Origin of the sequence: Luteimonas sp. RC10 (assembly GCF_014192745.1) — a bacterium.
GTDB lineage: Bacteria > Pseudomonadota > Gammaproteobacteria > Xanthomonadales > Xanthomonadaceae > Luteimonas.
The window spans coordinates 305295-322771 of the sequence record NZ_JACHYJ010000004.1 but is presented as its reverse complement, the minus strand read 5'-3'; the positions used below and the strand labels follow the sequence as shown (position 1 = coordinate 322771).

Genomic DNA, 17477 nt, shown 5'->3' with positions numbered 1-17477 from the left:
TCCAGCCACTTGTACGCGGTGCGTGCGCTGACTCCGCACGCCTGCGCTGCCTCTTCCACGCGCAAGCCTTCATGCAGGATCCGACGCACCAGCAACGCTCGACCATGCGGCGTTAATCGGGCATGTTTGTGCAGGTTCATCCGGGGCTCCTGGAGCATGGGTTGGCTTGGTAACCCCCATCTTCCAGAGATGCCCCGGGTGAACAACCTACTGAGAGATCACAGCTAGACGCTGCGCGCGGCGCCCTCGCCCGAATGCGGGCAGGGCGCGGGTCTGGTCACGCGCCCAGGCGCGTGGCCAGCCGTTCGCCCAGGCGCACCGGCGACTCGGCGTGCAGCGTCGGGGCCAGTTCGGCCACGCCGGGCGGCAGCAGCACGATCACCGTCGAGCCGTAGTTGAAGCGCGCCATTTCGGCGAAGCGCTCGAGCACGATGCCGCGCCCGCGGTAGTCCTTGCGCTGGATCCGGTCGCCGTAGGCGGGGATCTCCTCACCGGCCCAGACCGTCTCCACGCCCGAGACCAGCAGCGCACCGACCATCACCTGGACCATCGGCCCGAAGTCGGTATCGAAGTGGCACACCAACCGCTCGTTGCGCGCGAACAGTCGCGGCACATTGGCGACCGCGTCGGTGCCGACGCTGAACAACCGGCCCGGGACGTGCACGGTCTCGCGCAGCGTGCCGGTCCAGGCCATGTGCACACGGTGGTAGTCGCGCGGCGACAGGTACACGGTGGCGTAACGGCCGTCGAGGTAGGGCGCCGCGTCGTTGGCGTCGCCGAGCAGTTCGGCGACGGTGAACGATTGGCCCTTGGCCTGGAAGATGCGGTCGCCCTCGATCGCGCCGCACTGGCTGATGTGGCCGTCGGCCGGCATCAGCAGGGCACGCGGGTCGGGGTCGGGGCTGCGCGCGCCCTCGCGCAGGGCGCGGGTGAAGAACGCATTGAAGCTGGCGTAGGACGCCGGGTCGGGATTGGCCGCCTCCGACAGGTCGACGCCGAAGCGGCGCACGACCGTGTCGATCAGCCAGCGCCGCGTGCCCGGATGGGTCGAGTAGGCCAGTCGGCGCGCCATCGACGACAGCAGGCGGTGCGGCAGCGCATAGGTCAGCGTGGTCGTCAGGCTCATGGGCGCGTGTCCGTGGTCAGGCGCAGCAGGTCGTCGGCGATGGCCTCGGGCTGGGGCGTCTCGCCGTTGAGGACGCTGCCCGAGACCACGCCGGCCATGTGGCCCTGGGGATCGAGCACTGCCATCGAGGCGCTGTGATCGATCGTGTAGGCGCCGGCCGGCGCGTCGCCGCGCAGCGGCACCTTGGCGAACACCATCGACAGCGCGCGCGTGAAGCGCTCGAGCGTCGGCAGGTCGGCGGTTGCGGCCAGGGTGTCGCGGTGGAAGGCATGCGCGTAGTCGCCGAGCCGCTGTGGCGTGTCGCGCTCGGGGTCCACCGACACGAACAGCACCCGCGGCCGGGTCGCCTCGGGCAGCGCTTCCCAGCGCCGTTGGGCCTGCGCCAGCTGGGTCAGCGTCATCGGGCACACATCGGGACACTGGGTGAAGCCGATGAACACCAAGGTCCAATGTCCGGCCAGCGCGCTGGTCGGCAGTGGGGTGCCGTCGGCCTGCTGCAGTTCGAGTTGCGGCAGTGCGCGCGGCTGGGGATAGAGCTGCACGACCTGTAGCGACGGGCGGCCGGCATCGGCGCCGCCGGTGAAGTAGCGCTGCGCTGCGAGCAGGCCGAGCCCGCCGGCGAGCGCGATGCACAGGATCACGAGGGTGGTGCGGTTGAACATCCGTCTGGGGCCGCGAGTCGAGGGACCGGGCATCATAGCCCGCCGCGCGCGCCTGTCCGGTCGCGCGCGGGAGCGCGGCGGCGGCTGACCTATAATCGCCGGCCATCAGCCGTCCCCCGAGCCGCGCGCGCCATGACCGAAGAACTGCAGACGATCGTCGACCTGATCCGCTATGGCGCCAGTCGCTTCAACGCCGCCGGGCTGACCTTCGGTCACAGCTACGACAACGCGATCGACGAGGCCACCCAGCTCACGCTCCACGCGCTGCACCTGCCGCACGACCTGAGCCCGGTCTACGGGCAGTCGCGGGTCACCTTGGCCGAGAAAGAAGACGTGCTGGGCCTGTTCCTGCGTCGCATCGAAGAGCGGATCCCGGCGGCCTATCTGACCGGTGAGGCCTGGTTCGCCGGCCTGAGCTTCAAGTCCGACCGCCGTGCGCTGGTGCCGCGCTCGCCGATCGCCGAACTGATCCTGTCCGGCTTCGAGCCGTGGCTGGGCGGCCGCGAGGTGCGTCGCGCGCTGGACCTGTGCACGGGCTCTGGCTGCATCGCGATCGCGATGGCGCACCACAATCCCGATTGGCACGTCGACGGCGTCGACCTCAGCGACGAGGCGCTGTCGCTGGCGGCCGAGAACGAGGCCCGGCTGGAGGTGCGCAACACGCGCTTCCTCAAGTCCGACCTGTTCGAGGGCCTGCAGGGCGAGCATTACGACCTGATCGTGACCAATCCGCCGTACGTGACCAACGACGAGACCGACGCGCTGCCGCGCGAGTACGGTTACGAGCCCGAGATGGGCCTGCGCGCTGGCGACGACGGCCTGGACCTGGTGCTGAAGATCCTGCGCGACGCGCCGCTGCATCTGACCGAGGACGGGCTGCTGATCTGCGAAGTCGGCGAGTCCGAGCAGCATCTGATCAAGCTGCTGCCCGAGCTGCCGCTGCTGTGGGTCGAGTTCCAGGTCGGGCAGATGGGCGTGTTCGTCGTCGAGCGCCGCGATCTGGTCGCGCACAATGCGCGCATCGCCGAGTTGGCAGCCGCGCGCGAATCGGTGCCCGCCGCGACCTCCGGCGTGGCCGGCAGCCCGGCCAGCGACCTGTTCTGACGCACCGCACCACGGGCCGTCCCAGCGCGTTAAGCTTGGCGGCCCTCCTGTTTCGACGGCGCGTCAGCGCCGCGGTGCCATGTCCAGCAATCGTTTCGGTCAGCTGTTCAGCGTCACGACCTTCGGCGAGAGCCATGGGCCGGCGATCGGCTGTGTGATCGACGGTTGTCCGCCGGGGATCGCGCTCGCGCCGGAGGACTTCGCCCATGATCTCGCGCGTCGGGCGACCGGCAAGAGCCGGCACACCTCGGCGCGCCGCGAGGCCGATGCGGTCGAGATCCTCAGCGGCGTGTACGAAGGCGTCACCACGGGCACGCCGATCGCGCTGCTGATCCGCAATACCGACCAGCGCAGCAAGGACTACGCGAACATCGCCGCGCAGTTCCGCCCTGGACATGCCGACTACGCCTACTGGCAGAAGTACGGCATCCGCGACCCGCGCGGCGGCGGCCGCTCGTCGGCGCGCGAGACGACGATGCGTGTGGCCGCCGGCACGATCGCCAAGAAGTGGCTGGCGCAGCGCCACGGCGTCCAGGTGCACGGCTGGCTGTCGCAACTGGGCGAGCTGGTGCCGTCGGTGTCCGATCCGCAGGCGATCGACTGGACCGTGGTCGAAGCCAACCCGTTCTTCTGGCCGGATGCGGCGCAGGTGCCGGAACTGGAGGCCTATATGGACGCGCTGCGCAAGTCCGGCGATTCGGTCGGCGCGCGCGTGACCGTGGTCGCCGACGGCGTGCCGCCGGGCTGGGGCGCACCGATCTACGGCAAGCTCGACGGCGACCTGGCGGCGGCGATGATGTCGATCAACGCGGTCAAGGGCGTCGAGGTCGGCGACGGCTTCGCGTCGGTCGCCCAGCGCGGCAGCGCGCATCGCGACCTGATGACGCCGGCCGGCTTCGCGTCCAACCATGCCGGCGGCGTGCTCGGCGGGATCAGCACCGGCCAGCAGATCGTGGTCTCGACCGCATTCAAGCCGACCTCGAGCCTGCGCCTGCCAGCCGACGGCGTCGATGTCGATGGCAACGTGGTCGAGGTCATCACCACCGGCCGCCACGATCCCTGCGTGGGGATCCGCGCCACGCCGATCTGCGAGGCGATGCTGGCACTGGTGCTGATGGATCAGGCGCTGCGCCATCGCGCGCAGTGCGGCGATGTCGGCGAGGTGGGGCCGCGGATCCCGGGGCGCATCGATGGCTGAGCGGCGTCCGCGGGTCTGGGTCGCGCAGCCGCTGTTCGACGACATCGTCGCGCAGCTGCACGCGCATTTCGACGTCGTCCAAGTGCCCACGGTCGTCGAGCACGACGCGGCTGCAATCGCCGCCGCGTTGCGCGATGCCGATGGCGCGCTGGTGACGCTCAACGAGCGCGTCGGCCAGGCCGAGGTTGCCGCCGCGCCGCGCCTGCGTGCGATCGCCAATGTCGGCGTGGGCTACAACAATCTCGATATCGCCGCGCTGCACGCGCGCGGCATCGTCGCGACCAATACCCCCGACGTGCTCACCGAGACCACCGCCGATTTCGGCTTCGCGCTGATGATGGCCGCCGCGCGTCGGATCACCGAGGCCGAGCGCCACCTCCGCGCGGGGCGCTGGCAGGGCTGGAACTTCAAGGGTCTGCTCGGCGCAGACCTCCACGGCAGCACGCTGGGCATCCTCGGCATGGGCCGGATCGGGCAGGGCATCGCGCGGCGCGCCGCCGGTTTCGATATGCGTGTGCTGTACCACAATCGCAGCCGTCTGCCCGCGGAGATCGAGCGCAGCTGCAACGCGCAGTACGTCGACTTCGAGCTGCTGTTCGCGCAGGCGGACCACCTGGTCCTCGTATTGCCGTACTCGGCGGCCAGCCACCACATCGTCGATGCCGCCGCGCTGGCGCGGATGAAGCCGACGGCGACGCTGACCAACATCGCCCGTGGCGGCATCGTCGATGAGGGGGCGCTGGCCGACGCGCTGGTGCATGGCCGGCTGGCCTCGGCGGCGCTCGACGTGTTCGAGGGCGAGCCCGATATCGACCCGCGCCTGCTCGCGCTCGACAACGTGGTGCTGACCCCGCACATCGCCAGCGGCAGCCTGGCCACGCGCCGGGCGATGGTCGCGCTGGCGGTCGACAACCTGATCGCCGCGCTGGGCGCCGGTCCCGATGCAGGACGCCCGCCGAGCCCGATCGCGCCGGTCGGCCAGGATGCGAAACGACCGGGAACCGCCTGAGCTTCCGGGCGGGCGGTTCCCCGAGCCCCGATCAGTGCCTGTGTTTCCCACGTTCCCCTTTTTCGAGAGTGCCCGTCATGTCCCAGTCTCCCTCCCGCACCTTCCGCGTCGCTGTCGTCGGTGCCACCGGCGCCGTCGGCGACACCATGTTGTCGATCCTCGCCGAACGCGATTTCCCGGTGTCCGAACTCATCGCCCTGGCGAGCGAGCGCTCGGCCGGCACCACCGTCAAGTTCGGCGACGAGGACATCGTCGTGCAGGACCTGGCCACGTTCGATCCGAGCGGCGTCGACATCGCGCTGTTCTCGGCCGGTGGTGACACCAGCAAGGCGTACGCGCCGAAGTTCGCCGCCGCCGGCGCGGTGGTCATCGACAACAGCTCGGCATTCCGCTACGACGACGACGTGCCGCTGGTGGTCAGCGAGGTCAATCCCGAGGCAGCACGCAATCGCCCGCGCGGCATCATCGCCAATCCCAACTGTTCGACGATGCAGATGCTGGTTGCGCTGGCGCCGCTGCACCGGCAGGCCGGGATCGTGCGGATCAATGTCGCGACCTACCAGTCGGTCTCGGGCGCAGGGCGCTCGGCGATGGAGGAGCTTGGCCGCCAGACTGGCGACCTGCTGAACTTCCGCGACCTCGATCCGCAGAAGTTCCCGGTGCAGATCGCTTTCAACCTGATCCCGCACATCGACGATTTCCTGGACAACGGCTTCACCAAGGAGGAGATGAAGCTGGTCTGGGAGACGCGCAAGATCCTCGGCGACGACAGCATCCTGGTGAACCCGACCGCGGTCCGCGTGCCGGTGTTCTACGGCCACTCCGAAGCGGTGGCGGTGGAGACGCGCGACAAGCTCACCGTCGAGGCGGCGCGCGCGTTGCTGGCGCAGGCGCCGGGCGTGGAGGTCGTCGACGAGCGGCGCGCGGGCGGCTATCCGACGCCGGTCACCCACGCCTCGGGGCGCGACGCGGTGTTCGTGGGCCGCATCCGCGAGGATCTCTCGCATCCCCACGGCCTGAACCTGTGGATCGTCTCGGACAACATCCGCAAGGGCGCTGCGCTCAATGCGGTGCAGGTCGCCGAACTGGTCGCGGCGGAGCGCTGAGCATGCGCGCTGGCCGCCCGTCGTCCGCGGCGTCGCCGACGTTGCGGAGCGCGGCGGCCGGCCGCTACAGTCGGCCGATGAATCGGGGGAAGGTCGTGTCGCGCATCGTGCAGCACCTGCTGGTGGCAGGCGCCCTGCTGGGCGTCGCCGGCCCGGCGTCGGCGCTGGGGCTGGGACGCATCGAGGTCCGCTCGCAGCAGGGCGAGCCGTTACTGGCCGAGATTCCGGTGATCTCCAGCGACCCGGCCGAACTGCGCCAGTTGCAGGCCCGGCTGGCGTCGCCGGAGACCTTCGCCCGCATCGGCCTGGCGCCGCCGCGCGGCGTGGTCTCGGACCTGCGCTTCGGCGTCGCGCTCGATGCGCGCGGTCGGCCGGTGATCCGGGTCACCAGCGCCGCACCGGTGCAGCAGGCCGCGCTTGCCTTCCTGGTCGAGGTCGATTGGGGGCAGGGCCGTCTGGTGCGCGAGTACTCGGCGCTGCTCGCGGTGCCCGACACGGTCGCGGCCGAAGCGCAGCCCGAGATCCAGGCACCCGTCGCCGCACCTGCCGACGCGATCGTGCGGCCGGCGGTTGTCACCGCCACCGAGACGCCCGCTGCACCGGCCCCGGTGCAGGCACAGGCGCCGACCGCATCACAACAGGCGCCGGCGCCGGCCACGCCACCCGCAACGCCGGTGCGCACGGCACCCAGGCCTGCGCCGCCGCCCGTGCGACCCGCGGCAAGCATCGCCCAACCTGCCAGCGATCGCGCGCAGACGTTGCCGGCCGTCCGGCCCGGCCAGACCCTGTCGACGATCGCCGCGCCCTTGGCGCGTGAGGCCGGCATCAGCGTCAACCAGGCGATGGTCCTGCTGCTGCGGCATAACCCCGATGCCTTCATCGGTGGCAATCTCAACCTGATCCGCCAGGGCGCCGTGCTGCGCGTGCCGCCGCGCGACGACTGGGCCGAGGCCGGCGTCGCCGAGGCCGATGCGCTGGTGCGCCAGCAGGTGGGGCAGTGGCGCGACATGCGCCAGCCTGCCGCGGCGCCAGTGGCGACTGCGCCAGCCGCCGCCACGACGCCACCCCCGACCGCCCCCCGTGCCGCACCCGCCGCGCCTGCTGCGGTCGCCACGCCATCGGCCCGGCTCGAGATCACACCGCCGGCCGGCGACGCCGCGCCGGCGGCGACACAGTCTGGCATCGCGGCCGGCGCTGGAGGAAACATGCTGCGTCAGGACCCGCACCAGGCCGAAGAGGCCGCGATCTCGCGCGACGCGGAACTGGCCGAACTGCGGTCCCGACTCGACGATCTGGAGCAACTGCAACGCCAGCAGCAGCGGTTGATCGAGATGAAGGACGCCGACCTTGCGGCTGCGCAGCAGCGTCTGGACGCGGCCCAGGCATCGCCCGGCGCGCCCTGGTCCTGGTTGTGGCTGACCCCGGCGCTGCTGGTGGTCGGTGCGCTCGCCTTCCTGCTCGGTCGCCGTGGGCGCCGGGCCGCAGCGGCGCGGACGACCTTGAGTGCCGTGGACGGGTCGCCGGCCGCCGCCCAGGCGGCCGACGTCGTGCCCGCCTTCGCGCGCTCGGCACCGCCTGCCGCTGCACCGGTCGCAGCACCCGTCGTGCCGCCGACCGGGGAGCCGACCTGGCATGTCGGCGATACCCCCCCGGCGCCCGACACCGCGCCGGCACCCGCACCCGCGCCGGTCCAGGCGCCGGTCGAGCTCGATCGCGGCGACGCGGTCGAACCGCCGCCTGGCATCGAGCGTCTGGAACTCGCCCGCGCCTACATCGACCTGGGCGATGTCGACACCGCGCGCGGCCTGTTGCAGGACGTGGCAGATGGCGGCGACCCGGTCGCCGCGGCCGAGGCTGTGCGCCTGCTGCGTACGCTGGGCTGAGCGCGCGATGCGATTCGCGCTGGGCGTCGAGTACGACGGCAATGGCTTTCTGGGCTGGCAACGGCTGAGCAAGGCCGGCGAGGGCGGGCAGGAGTCGGTGCAGGCCGCGCTGGAGACGGCGCTGTCGAAAATCGCCGCGCATCCGGTGGCCACGGTCTGCGCCGGGCGCACCGATGCCGGCGTCCACGCGCAATGCCAGGTCGTGCATTTCGATACTGAGGCTGCGCGCGCGCCGCGTGCCTGGATGCTCGGTGCGACCACGCTGATGCCGCCGCAGGTCAGCGTGCGCTGGTGCCAGCCGGTGCCCGACACGTTCAATGCGCGCTTCTCCGCGCGCGCGCGCCATTACCGCTACCGCATCCTCAACCGCCAGGTGCGCCCGGCATTGCACCGGCAATACCTGTCGTGGGAACTGCGGCCGCTCGACGCGGCCGCGATGCATCGCGCCGCCCAGGCGCTGGTCGGCGAGCAGGATTTCTCCGCCTTCCGCACCGTGCATTGCCAGGCGCCGCATGCGCGCCGCGACCTGCAGCGCATCGCGGTCCGCCGCGAGGGCGACGAGGTCGTCGTCGAGGTGCAGGCCAACGCGTTCCTGCACCACATGGTCCGCAACATCGTCGGCTCGCTGCTCGAGGTCGGTGCCGGGGCGCAGCCCGACACCTGGATCGCCGAGGTGCTGGCCGGCCGCGATCGCCGTCTCGCCGGCCCGACCGCGCCCGCCGCCGGCCTGGTCTTTCTGGGGCCGTTGTATCCGCCGGAATGGAACCTGCCGGCGGAGGTCACGCTGCCCTGAGCGCAGGACGTTCGGATCGCCTTGCTCAGAAGCGGGCTTCGAGCCCGAGGGTCACCAGATCCGCACGGTTGATGTCGGTGTCGCAATAGGCGGTGCTGTAGACGCGATAGCAGTCGCTCGACGCGTACAGGTGGTAGGTGTAGGCCAGTGTCAGATTGACGTGGCGGTGGATGTCGACGCCCAGGCCCACGCCCGCATAGCCGCCGTCGGCCGAGTCGCCTTCGCCCACATCGGCGTACCAGTAGCCCAGGCGCGCCAGCGCGAACAGCGGTGTGCGGCCGAACTGGAACCGGGCGTTCGCACCGAGGCTGCCGTAGTCGGCACCGCCGAAGCGCCAGCCGTCCTTCGATGTCGCGTCGATCCGTGCGGCGACACCTTCGATGCCGACCTGCACGACGGGACCCGCCTGCCAACGGTAGCCGGCACTGACCGCCTGGGTGTCCTGGCGCACATCGTCGTAGATCCAGGCCTGGCCAGCCTGCAATGCGACGAAGGCGGCGCCTCTCGGCGTCTCTGTCGCGGGGGTGGTGACGGCGGGCGAGGGGGGCGCCTGGACGGCGTGCGTCGGCTCGGTCGCAACAAGGCGTGCGGGCGGCGGTGCAGTCTCGGCGGCGGCTCGGTGGGCCGGTGGCTGCGCGGCGGCGGGCGGCGTCTGTTCGGTCTGCTGGCGTTGGCGGTACTCCGTCCAGGCGGGCGACAGGCTCTGCGCGTGGATGGGCAACACGGCCGCCGCGGCAACCGCGAGCAAGTGGCGTGCGATCGGTTTCATCGATTCCCCCTGAGGTGCGCGGCCGCAGGGCCTGCGTTTTCTAGGACGCGGCGCGCGCATGCCGGCCACGCGTCGGACCTGACGCGGATCTCGTGATCGGGGTGAATACCGGTTGGCGTGCAGTCGAATCAGGGCGCACGTGGCGCTCCTTGGTCGTTGCTGTCGTCGTTCCCTGACGGCACCCTCAGCCGGCGGCGCGTAGCGTGTGCAGCGCTGCGCAAGCTGTCAAGCGTGCGCGCCGGGCCGCGCGACGCTAGGCTGGCCGGATGCGAGCGACCTCGATCAAATTCTGCGGGCTGACCCGGTGCGAGGATGTCGAAACTGCGGTCGCGCTCGGCGTCGACTGTGTCGGTTTCGTGTTCGCGGCGCGCAGCCCACGCCGGCTCGATCTCGACCAGGCACGCGCGCTGCGCGCGGCGGTGCCGCCGCAGGTGCAGGTGGTCGCGTTGACGATGGACAACGCCGCTGCCGAGGTCGCAGCGATCGTCGAGGGCTTGGCGCCCGACGTGCTGCAGTTCCACGGCCACGAGGACGCCGCGTTCTGTCGGCGTTTTGGGCGTCCTTACTGGAAGGCGATCGCGATGGGCGGCGATCCGGCCGCCGCGCTGCGCACGCTTGGCGATTGGCCCGATGCCGCGGCGTTCCTGTTCGACGGCCACGCTGCCGGCGAGCCCGGCGGCGGCGGTGCGCGCTTCGACTGGACAGCGTTGCCTGCGGCGCTCGACCGGCCGTTCTGGCTGGCGGGCGGCCTGGAGGCCGGCAATGTGGCGCAGGCGATCGCGACCGCGCGCCCGGCGGGGGTCGACGTATCGAGCGGGATCGAGTCGGCGCCGGGTCGCAAGGACGCCGCGCGCATGCGCGCGTTCGTGGCGGCGGTGCGGGACATCGCGTTCTAGCCGAGTTCGGCGCTGCGCTGGCATCGCTGCCGCGCGGCGGTCATGCCAGTTCCCGCGACAGCCAGTTCGCCAGCCCGTCCGCGCGGGCATCGTCGCCATCGCGCGGGCTTGCGAGCACCCAGTGGGCGCCGGTGGCGGCAAAGCCCCAGGGAGCGAGCAGGCGGCCGGCCGCCAGATCATCGGCGACGAGCTCCTGCGGCGCGATCGCCACTCCGAGTCCGGCGACCGCGGCTTCGAGCAGGAAGTAGAGATGCTCGAAGCCCGTGCCCAGGGCCTGGGGCGGCGCGGCACCGGCGGCGGCCGCCCAGGCGGGCCAGGCCTGCGGCCGCGACAGGGTATGCAGCAGCGGCTCGCGCAGCAGGGCGTCGGGCGCGAGCGTGCGCAGGCGTGCGACCTCGGGATGCCGGGGGCTGACGACCGGTCCGATGCGTTCGGGCGCCAACAGGCGTACGCGCCAGGTGGCCGGCCAGGGCGCCTGACCGATCAGCAAGGCGGCGTCGAAGCCGGCCAGTGACTGTGGAAACGCGCCCTCGTGCGGCGACAGGTGCAAGCGCAACTCGGGCAAGGCCTCCGCCAGTCGAGGCAGGCGTGGGATCACCCAACGCGCGACCAGGCTGCCCGGGCAGCCGAGCACCAGGGCTTCGTCGCCCTGCGTGCGCCGGATCGTCGCGACCGCACTGCGCAGACGCGCGAAGGCATCGCCGGCCGCATCGCGCAGACGTTCCCCGGCCGGCGTGAGCCGCAGGCCGCGGCCGGCGCGGACGAACAGCGGCGTGCCCAGCGCGTCCTCGAGCAACCGCACCTGGCGGCTGACCGCCCCATGGGTCACATGCAGGGCCTCGGCGGCCCGGGTGAGGCTGCCCAGGCGGGCGGCCGCCTCGAAGGCGCGCACGGCGTTGAGCGACGGCAGATCGGCATCGGTCATCTGTGAGATTTCCTGATCTAACGGTCAGATCTTATCGGTTCCGAGGCCTGGACGTGTGCGCTAGAGTGGAAGTCATCTTTTCGCCGTGTCCTTTCGATGTCCGACGCTCCGATCACCGACTTCCACGCCTATCCCGACGCCGCCGGCCACTTCGGTCGCTACGGGGGCCGCTTCATCGCCGAGACGCTGGTCGGGCCGGTCGCCGAGCTCGCGGCCGCCTACGACGCCGCGAAGGTCGATCCCGCGTTCCAGCAGGCGTTCGACGCCGATCTCGCGCATTACGTCGGTCGGCCCAGCCCGATCTATCACGCGCAGCGGCTCAGCGACGTGGTCGGCGGGGCGCGCATCCTGCTCAAGCGCGAGGACCTCAACCACACCGGCGCGCACAAGATCAACAACACCATCGGCCAGGCGCTGCTCGCCAGCCGGATGGGCAAGACCCGGATCATTGCCGAGACCGGCGCCGGCCAGCACGGCGTGGCGTCGGCGACCGTCGCCGCGCGCCTGGGGCTCGAGTGCGTGGTCTACATGGGCGCGACCGACATCGAGCGGCAGAAGATCAACGTCTACCGCATGCGCCTGCTCGGCGCGCAGGTGGTGCCGGTGACCTCGGGCTCGGCGACGCTCAAGGACGCGCTCAACGAGGCGATGCGCGACTGGGTGACCAACATCGCCGATACCTTCTACATCATCGGCACCGTCGCCGGGCCCGACCCGTATCCGCGCATGGTCCGCGACTTCAACGCCATCGTCGGCCGCGAGGCGCGGGCGCAGATGCTTGCCGAGTACGGACGGCTGCCCGACGCGATCACCGCGTGCGTGGGCGGCGGCAGCAACGCGATCGGCCTGTTCCACGCCTTCCTCAACGACCCGGGGGTGCGCATCGTCGGCGCCGAAGCCGCTGGCGATGGCATCGCGACCGGCCGTCATGCCGCCTCGATCGCCGCCGGCCGGCCGGGCGTGCTGCACGGCAACCGCACCTATGTGATCTGCGACGACGACGGCCAGATCACCGAGACCCACTCGGTGTCCGCCGGGCTCGATTACCCGGGCGTTGGCCCAGAGCATGCGTTCCTGGCCGATGCCGGCCGCGCGCAGTACGTCGGTGTCACCGACGACGAAGCGCTGGCCGCGTTCCACCAGCTCGCCCGCACCGAGGGCATCCTGGCGGCACTCGAATCCAGCCACGCCATCGCCCAGGCGATCAAGCTCGCGCGCGACCTGCCCAAGGACGCGATCGTGCTGGCGAACCTGTCGGGCCGCGGCGACAAGGACGTGCACACGATCGCCGGACGCGAGGGGTTCACGCTGTGAGCGCGGCGACTGGATCTGCGATGTCCAGGATCGACGTCCGCTTTGCCGCGCTGCGCGCCAGTGGCCGCAAGGCGTTGATTCCGTTCGTCACTGCCGGCGATCCGTCGCTGGATGCGACGGTGCCGGTGATGCATGCGCTGGTCGACGCGGGCGCGGACATTCTCGAGCTCGGCGTGCCGTTCTCCGACCCGATGGCCGACGGCCCGACGATCCAGCGCAGTTCCGAACGTGCGCTCGCACGCGGCGCCGGCATGACCTGGGTGCTCGATGCGGTGCGTGCGTTCCGGGCGACGGATGCCACGACCCCGGTCGTGCTGATGGGCTATCTCAACCCGGTCGATATCCGCGGCCCGGCAGCCTTCGCCGTGCAGGCGCGCGAGGCCGGCGTCGATGGCGTGCTGCTGGTGGACCTGCCGCCCGAGGAGGCCGGCGAGTACCGCGCCGCATTCGATGTCCAGGGCCTGGCCCTGATCCTGCTGGCGTCGCCGACGACCGATGCCGCCCGCATCGAGACCTTGTGCGCGCAGGCGCAGGGCTACCTGTACTACGTCAGCTTCGCCGGGGTCACCGGTGCCTCCGACCGGCTCGACCCGACGCAGGCCTCGGCCCGATTGCGCACGCTGCGACAGGCCAGCCGCGCGCCGGTCGTCGCCGGCTTCGGCATCCGCGACGCCGCCGGTGCCGCGTCGATGGCGGCCGACGCCGATGGCGTGGTCGTGGGCAGCGCCCTGGTCGCCGAGATCGCCGATGCCGCCGATCCGGGCGAGGCTGCGCGCCGCGCCGGGGCGTTCCTGGCGCCGCTGCGGGCCGCGCTCGACGCTGCCTGAACGGCGCGGCCCAGCGCCGGCCGTCGGTTACACTTCCGCGCTTCGCGGCCCCGTACGGGCCGGCGGGAGTACACGAGCCATGTCCTGGTTGCAGAAGATCATGCCGCCGCGCATCCGCACCGATGCCGCCGCGGTCCGCAAGCGCAGCGTCCCCGAGGGCCTGTGGGAGAAGTGCGAGCGCTGCAGCGCCGTGCTCTACGGCCCCGAACTCGAAGAGAACCTCGAGGTCTGCCCCAAGTGCGGGTTCCACCGTCCGATCCGCGCGCGTGCGCGCCTGAAGGCGTTCCTGGACCCGGGCAGCGTGCAGGAGATCGCGGCCGACCTCGGCCCGACCGACATCCTGAAGTTCAAGGACCAGAAGAAGTATTCGGACCGCATCAAGGCCGCGCAGCGCTCGACCGGCGAGCGCGACACCCTGGTCGCGATGCAGGGCACGTTGATGCAGCGCCCGATCGTCGCCAGCGCGATGGACTTCGCCTACATGGGCGGTTCGATGGGCTCGGTCGGCGGCGAGAAGTTCGCGCGCGCCGCCGAGCAGGCGCTGGCCATCGGTGCCCCGTTCGTCAGCTTCGCCGCCAGCGGTGGCATGCGCATGCAGGAGAGCATGTTCTCGCTGATGCAGATGGCCAAGACCTCGGCCGCGCTCGGCCGCCTGCGCGAGGCGGGCCTGCCGTACATCTCGGTGCTGACCAACCCGACCTTCGGCGGTGCGTCGGCGTCGTTCGCGATGCTCGGCGACATCAACATGGCCGAGCCCGAGGCACTGATCGGCTTCGCCGGCCCGCGCGTGATCGAGCAGACCGTGCGCGAGACCCTGCCCGAAGGCTTCCAGCGCAGCGAGTTCCTGCTCGAGCACGGCGCGATCGACCAGATCTGCGACCGCCGCGAACTGCGTCCGCGCATCGCGCGCCTGCTGGCGCTGCTGAGCCGGCAGGACGCGCCTTCCGAGGCCGCCGCGTGAGCCGCAGGTACTTCGGCACCGACGGCATTCGTGGCCGGGTCGGCGAGGGCTCGATCTCGGCCGATTTCGTGCTGCGCCTGGGCAACGCCTACGGCCATTCGCTGCGCGCACGCGGCGCTGACTGGCGGCGCCCGCAGGTGGTGATCGGCAAGGACACGCGGATCTCCAACTACATGTTCGAGGCCGCGCTCGAGGCCGGCCTGGTTGCGGCCGGCGTCGACGTGCAGCTGATGGGGCCGATGCCCACGCCTGCGGTCGCGCACCTCACGCGCTCGCTCGGCGCCGACGGCGGCATCGTGATCTCCGCCTCCCACAACCCGCATCACGACAACGGCATCAAGTTCTTCAGTGCGCAGGGCGAGAAGCTCGACGACGCCACCGAACTGGCGATCGAGGCCGCACTCGACCAGCCGTTCCGCACCGTGCCGTCGGAGCGGCTGGGCAAGGCAGTGCGCACGCGCGACGCGGTCGGCCGTTATGTCGAGGCCTGCAAGGCCTCGGTGCCGCGCGGCTTCGACCTTGACGGCATGCGCATCGTCGTCGACTGCGCCAATGGCGCGACCTACCAGGTCGGGCCGATCGTGCTGCGCGAGCTGGGCGCCCAGGTCGAGGTGATCGGCGCCGAGCCCAATGGCGTCAATATCAACGACGGCGTCGGCTCGACCCATCCCGAAGGCCTGGCCGGACGCGTCAGCCACAGCGGCGCGAACCTCGGCATCGCCTTCGACGGCGACGGCGACCGCGTGCTGTTCGTCGACAGCAACGGCACTGTGCGCGACGGCGACGATCTGCTGTACGTGCTCGCCCGCGACTGGCAGCAGCAGGGGCGCCTGCAGGGCCCGGTCGTCGGCACGCTGATGAGCAACTATGGCCTGGAGCGCGCCTTCGCCGAGGCCGGCATCGGCTTCATGCGCGCCAAGGTCGGCGATCGCTATGTGCATCAGGCACTGATCGAACACGACGGCGTACTCGGCGGCGAGACCTCCGGTCACCTGCTGTGCCTGGACCGCGCCAGCACCGGCGATGGCATCATCAGTGCGCTGCAGGTGCTCGAAGTGCTGCGCCGCCGCGGCGTGTCGCTGCAGCAGGCGCTGCACGGCCTGGCGAAGGTGCCGCAGCGCACTGTCAACGTCCGCTACGCGGGCGATGCCAAGCCGGCCCAGGCGCCGTCGGTGCAGGCCGCACTGGCGCAGGCGCAGGCAGCGGTCGAGGGCCGCGGTCGCGCCTTCCTGCGGCCGTCGGGCACCGAGCCGGTCGTGCGCGTGACCGTCGAGGCCGACGATGCCGCCCTGATGCAAACCACGCTTGATCGACTGGCCGACGCCGTGCGCGCGGCCGCTGCCTGACTTTTGGAGGACTTTTCATGACCGCCCGCATTCCGACGCTCGACATTCGACGCTTCGACACGGACCGGGACGCCTTCGTCGCCGAGCTCGGCGCTGCCTACCGGCAGTGGGGCTTTGCGGGCATCAAGGGCCACGGTATCCCGCAGGCGCAGATCGATGCGGCCTACGACGTCTTCAAGGCGTTCTTCGCGCTGCCCGAGGCCACCAAGCTGCAGTATCACGTCCCCGGCGGCGGCGGGGCGCGCGGCTACACCGCGTTCGGCGTCGAGACTGCCAAGGGAGCCCAGCACTTTGACCTCAAGGAGTTCTGGCACATCGGCCGCGAGATCGCGGACGACTCGAAGTACCGCGACGTGATGCCGCCGAACCTGTGGCCGTCCGAGGTGCCGGGCTTCCGCGAGCACGGCTATGGGCTGTACCAGGCGCTCGATGCGCTGGGCGCGCGGGTCCTCTCGGCGCTCGCCCTGCACATCGGCTTGCCCGAGCACTGGTTCGCCGACAAGACCGACAGTGGCAACTCGATCCTGCGCCCGATCCACTATCCGCCGATCACTGCCGATGACATCCCCAACGTGCGCGCCGGCGCGCATGAGGACATCAACCTGATCACGCTGCTGGTCGGCGCCAGCGCCGCCGGGCTGGAAGTGCGTTCGCATGACGGCGAGTGGGTGCCGTTCACCTCGGACGCCGACACGATCGTGGTCAACATCGGCGACATGCTGCAGCGCCTGACCAATCACGTGTATCCGTCGACGACCCATCGGGTGACCAATCCGCCGGGCGAAGCGGCGCGTCAGCCGCGCTATTCGGTGCCGTTCTTCCTGCACCCCAATCCGGACTTCCTGATCGACGTGCTGCCCTCAACGGTCACTGTCGACAACCCGAGCCGCTATCCCGAGCCGATCACCGCCCAGGGCTATCTCGAGGAACGACTGCGCGAGATCAAGCTGAAGTAACAGGATCGCGTCTTGTGATGGCTGATCGAGACGGCGCCCTTGGGCGCCGTTTCTTTTGGTGCTTCTCAACTGCGGGGATGACAGTCCACTTCGGATGGGCAGCGGCCTGCCAGGCGGAAGCCGCTCTTCCCTCGGTCAAGGCCGCTCCGCGGTCCGGCCACGCGAAGCACGCGTGGCGTTCGCATGGATGCACGTCAGTGCCGCGCACGTCATCGTGCTCACCCTTGTCCTGAGTCAGGCGCGGGCCATGAGGGGAGCGCGCTCTGCTCATGTGCTCGCAAGAACCGGGGTCAGAGTGCTGTGCCATCCGAGGTCGGGTTGCCTGCGCCCGCGGCAGCGGACTGGCGGCCGGTGGCCGCGTCGAGCGCGCCATGGGTAAGCCCGCTCGGCTTGCGCGGCATGCCGCGCGAGCGGGCGAACGCCCGGCGCACTGCGCCGGGCTGGGCCGATCCGCAAAGCGGAGCGGGCGCGCGCCCGAGTCAAGGCAGGATGCCTTGACCGAGGGGGGAGCGGCTTCCGGCCGGCAGGCTGCTGCCCGTCCGAATGGGAGCTCGTGTTCCCGCCCTTAGGAAAGGAGCAGTTCCTGCGCCCCTTTTGGATCA

Annotated in this window: 17 protein-coding genes; 12 read left to right on the top strand and 5 right to left on the bottom strand. The window is 71.0% G+C overall.

What is annotated here, in order from left to right; all coding sequences use genetic code 11:
* From FHW73_RS09935 to FHW73_RS09925, 3 genes are all read right to left on the bottom strand, one after another.
* Positions 1–140, bottom strand: a 140-nt coding sequence (locus FHW73_RS09935) for a leucine zipper domain-containing protein (protein WP_183426527.1), incomplete at its 3' end; no start/stop codon positions are given.
* A gap of 137 nt (positions 141–277) precedes the next feature.
* Positions 278–1126 carry an archaetidylserine decarboxylase gene (asd, locus tag FHW73_RS09930; RefSeq protein ID WP_183426526.1) on the bottom strand — a complete coding sequence of 283 codons (849 nt, stop codon included), beginning with the start codon at positions 1124–1126 and terminating at the stop codon, positions 278–280.
* Positions 1123–1788, bottom strand: a complete 666-nt coding sequence (locus FHW73_RS09925) for an SCO family protein (RefSeq protein ID WP_183426525.1) — start codon at positions 1786–1788, stop codon at positions 1123–1125. Before FHW73_RS09925 ends, asd begins: the two co-directional genes overlap by 4 nt.
* A 132-nt stretch (positions 1789–1920) precedes the next feature.
* Between FHW73_RS09925 and prmB the strand changes: the two genes are divergently transcribed.
* The 6 genes from prmB (at position 1921) to truA (ending at position 8881) form a co-directional block, all read left to right on the top strand.
* Positions 1921–2892: a 50S ribosomal protein L3 N(5)-glutamine methyltransferase gene (prmB, locus tag FHW73_RS09920; RefSeq protein ID WP_183426524.1), complete on the top strand. Its 972-nt coding sequence runs from the start codon at positions 1921–1923 to the stop codon at positions 2890–2892.
* A gap of 79 nt (positions 2893–2971) precedes the next feature.
* A complete protein-coding gene (aroC, locus tag FHW73_RS09915) occupies positions 2972–4090 on the top strand; it encodes a chorismate synthase (protein ID WP_183426523.1) in 1119 nt (372 codons plus the stop codon).
* Complete coding sequence (locus FHW73_RS09910; RefSeq protein WP_183426522.1) at positions 4083–5099, top strand: D-glycerate dehydrogenase; 1017 nt, start codon at positions 4083–4085, stop codon at positions 5097–5099. Before aroC ends, FHW73_RS09910 begins: the two co-directional genes overlap by 8 nt.
* Before the next feature lie 77 nt (positions 5100–5176).
* Positions 5177–6205: an aspartate-semialdehyde dehydrogenase gene (locus FHW73_RS09905; protein WP_183426521.1), complete on the top strand. Its 1029-nt coding sequence runs from the start codon at positions 5177–5179 to the stop codon at positions 6203–6205.
* A 77-nt stretch (positions 6206–6282) separates the two neighbouring features.
* The gene (locus tag FHW73_RS09900; protein ID WP_183426520.1) at positions 6283–8088 is read left to right on the top strand and encodes a FimV/HubP family polar landmark protein; all 1806 of its coding nucleotides are present in this window, start codon (positions 6283–6285) and stop codon (positions 8086–8088) included.
* Between the two features lie 7 nt (positions 8089–8095).
* Positions 8096–8881: a tRNA pseudouridine(38-40) synthase TruA gene (gene truA, locus FHW73_RS09895; RefSeq protein ID WP_183426519.1), complete on the top strand. Its 786-nt coding sequence runs from the start codon at positions 8096–8098 to the stop codon at positions 8879–8881.
* 25 nt (positions 8882–8906) lie between these two features.
* Here the strand turns inward: truA and FHW73_RS09890 are convergent, their stop codons facing one another.
* Positions 8907–9650, bottom strand: coding sequence for an outer membrane beta-barrel protein (locus FHW73_RS09890; RefSeq protein WP_183426518.1), 744 nt, complete (start codon positions 9648–9650; stop codon positions 8907–8909).
* Between the two features lie 266 nt (positions 9651–9916).
* On the opposite strand from FHW73_RS09890, the gene FHW73_RS09885 reads away from it, so the two are divergent.
* Complete coding sequence (locus FHW73_RS09885; RefSeq protein ID WP_183426517.1) at positions 9917–10546, top strand: phosphoribosylanthranilate isomerase; 630 nt, start codon at positions 9917–9919, stop codon at positions 10544–10546.
* A 40-nt stretch (positions 10547–10586) separates the two neighbouring features.
* Here FHW73_RS09885 and FHW73_RS09880 read toward each other — a convergent pair whose 3' ends face one another.
* Positions 10587–11471, bottom strand: coding sequence for a LysR family transcriptional regulator (locus FHW73_RS09880; protein ID WP_183426516.1), 885 nt, complete (start codon positions 11469–11471; stop codon positions 10587–10589).
* Positions 11472–11567: 96 nt separating this feature from the next.
* Between FHW73_RS09880 and trpB the strand changes: the two genes are divergently transcribed.
* From trpB to FHW73_RS09855, 5 genes are all read left to right on the top strand, one after another.
* On the top strand, positions 11568–12785 hold the full coding sequence (trpB, locus tag FHW73_RS09875) for a tryptophan synthase subunit beta (RefSeq protein WP_183426515.1): 1218 nt from the start codon (positions 11568–11570) through the stop codon (positions 12783–12785).
* A gap of 20 nt (positions 12786–12805) precedes the next feature.
* Positions 12806–13612: a tryptophan synthase subunit alpha gene (gene trpA / locus FHW73_RS09870; RefSeq protein ID WP_183426514.1), complete on the top strand. Its 807-nt coding sequence runs from the start codon at positions 12806–12808 to the stop codon at positions 13610–13612.
* Positions 13613–13691: 79 nt separating this feature from the next.
* A complete protein-coding gene (gene accD / locus FHW73_RS09865) occupies positions 13692–14573 on the top strand; it encodes an acetyl-CoA carboxylase, carboxyltransferase subunit beta (protein WP_183426513.1) in 882 nt (293 codons plus the stop codon).
* The gene (gene glmM / locus FHW73_RS09860; RefSeq protein WP_183426512.1) at positions 14570–15919 is read left to right on the top strand and encodes a phosphoglucosamine mutase; all 1350 of its coding nucleotides are present in this window, start codon (positions 14570–14572) and stop codon (positions 15917–15919) included. The genes accD and glmM overlap by 4 nt, the downstream gene beginning before the upstream one ends.
* A gap of 17 nt (positions 15920–15936) precedes the next feature.
* A complete protein-coding gene (locus tag FHW73_RS09855) occupies positions 15937–16875 on the top strand; it encodes an isopenicillin N synthase family oxygenase (protein WP_183426511.1) in 939 nt (312 codons plus the stop codon).
* The last annotated feature ends 602 nt before the right edge of the window (positions 16876–17477 follow it).

What these genes read in the sequence shown, in the direction of transcription:
- FHW73_RS09885 (WP_183426517.1), top strand. Translation starts at nt 9,917, where the DNA reads ATGCGAGCGACCTCGATCAAATTCTGCGGGCTGACCCGGTGCGAGGAT.
- aroC (WP_183426523.1), top strand. Translation starts at nt 2,972, where the DNA reads ATGTCCAGCAATCGTTTCGGTCAGCTGTTCAGCGTCACGACCTTCGGC.
- FHW73_RS09910 (WP_183426522.1), top strand. Translation starts at nt 4,083, where the DNA reads ATGGCTGAGCGGCGTCCGCGGGTCTGGGTCGCGCAGCCGCTGTTCGAC.
- FHW73_RS09900 (WP_183426520.1), top strand. Translation starts at nt 6,283, where the DNA reads ATGAATCGGGGGAAGGTCGTGTCGCGCATCGTGCAGCACCTGCTGGTG.
- FHW73_RS09905 (WP_183426521.1), top strand. Translation starts at nt 5,177, where the DNA reads ATGTCCCAGTCTCCCTCCCGCACCTTCCGCGTCGCTGTCGTCGGTGCC.
- FHW73_RS09925 (WP_183426525.1), bottom strand. Translation starts at nt 1,788, where the DNA reads ATGTTCAACCGCACCACCCTCGTGATCCTGTGCATCGCGCTCGCCGGC.
- accD (WP_183426513.1), top strand. Translation starts at nt 13,692, where the DNA reads ATGTCCTGGTTGCAGAAGATCATGCCGCCGCGCATCCGCACCGATGCC.
- trpB (WP_183426515.1), top strand. Translation starts at nt 11,568, where the DNA reads ATGTCCGACGCTCCGATCACCGACTTCCACGCCTATCCCGACGCCGCC.
- prmB (WP_183426524.1), top strand. Translation starts at nt 1,921, where the DNA reads ATGACCGAAGAACTGCAGACGATCGTCGACCTGATCCGCTATGGCGCC.
- FHW73_RS09890 (WP_183426518.1), bottom strand. Translation starts at nt 9,650, where the DNA reads ATGAAACCGATCGCACGCCACTTGCTCGCGGTTGCCGCGGCGGCCGTG.
- trpA (WP_183426514.1), top strand. Translation starts at nt 12,806, where the DNA reads ATGTCCAGGATCGACGTCCGCTTTGCCGCGCTGCGCGCCAGTGGCCGC.
- FHW73_RS09880 (WP_183426516.1), bottom strand. Translation starts at nt 11,471, where the DNA reads ATGACCGATGCCGATCTGCCGTCGCTCAACGCCGTGCGCGCCTTCGAG.
- asd (WP_183426526.1), bottom strand. Translation starts at nt 1,126, where the DNA reads ATGAGCCTGACGACCACGCTGACCTATGCGCTGCCGCACCGCCTGCTG.
- truA (WP_183426519.1), top strand. Translation starts at nt 8,096, where the DNA reads ATGCGATTCGCGCTGGGCGTCGAGTACGACGGCAATGGCTTTCTGGGC.
- FHW73_RS09855 (WP_183426511.1), top strand. Translation starts at nt 15,937, where the DNA reads ATGACCGCCCGCATTCCGACGCTCGACATTCGACGCTTCGACACGGAC.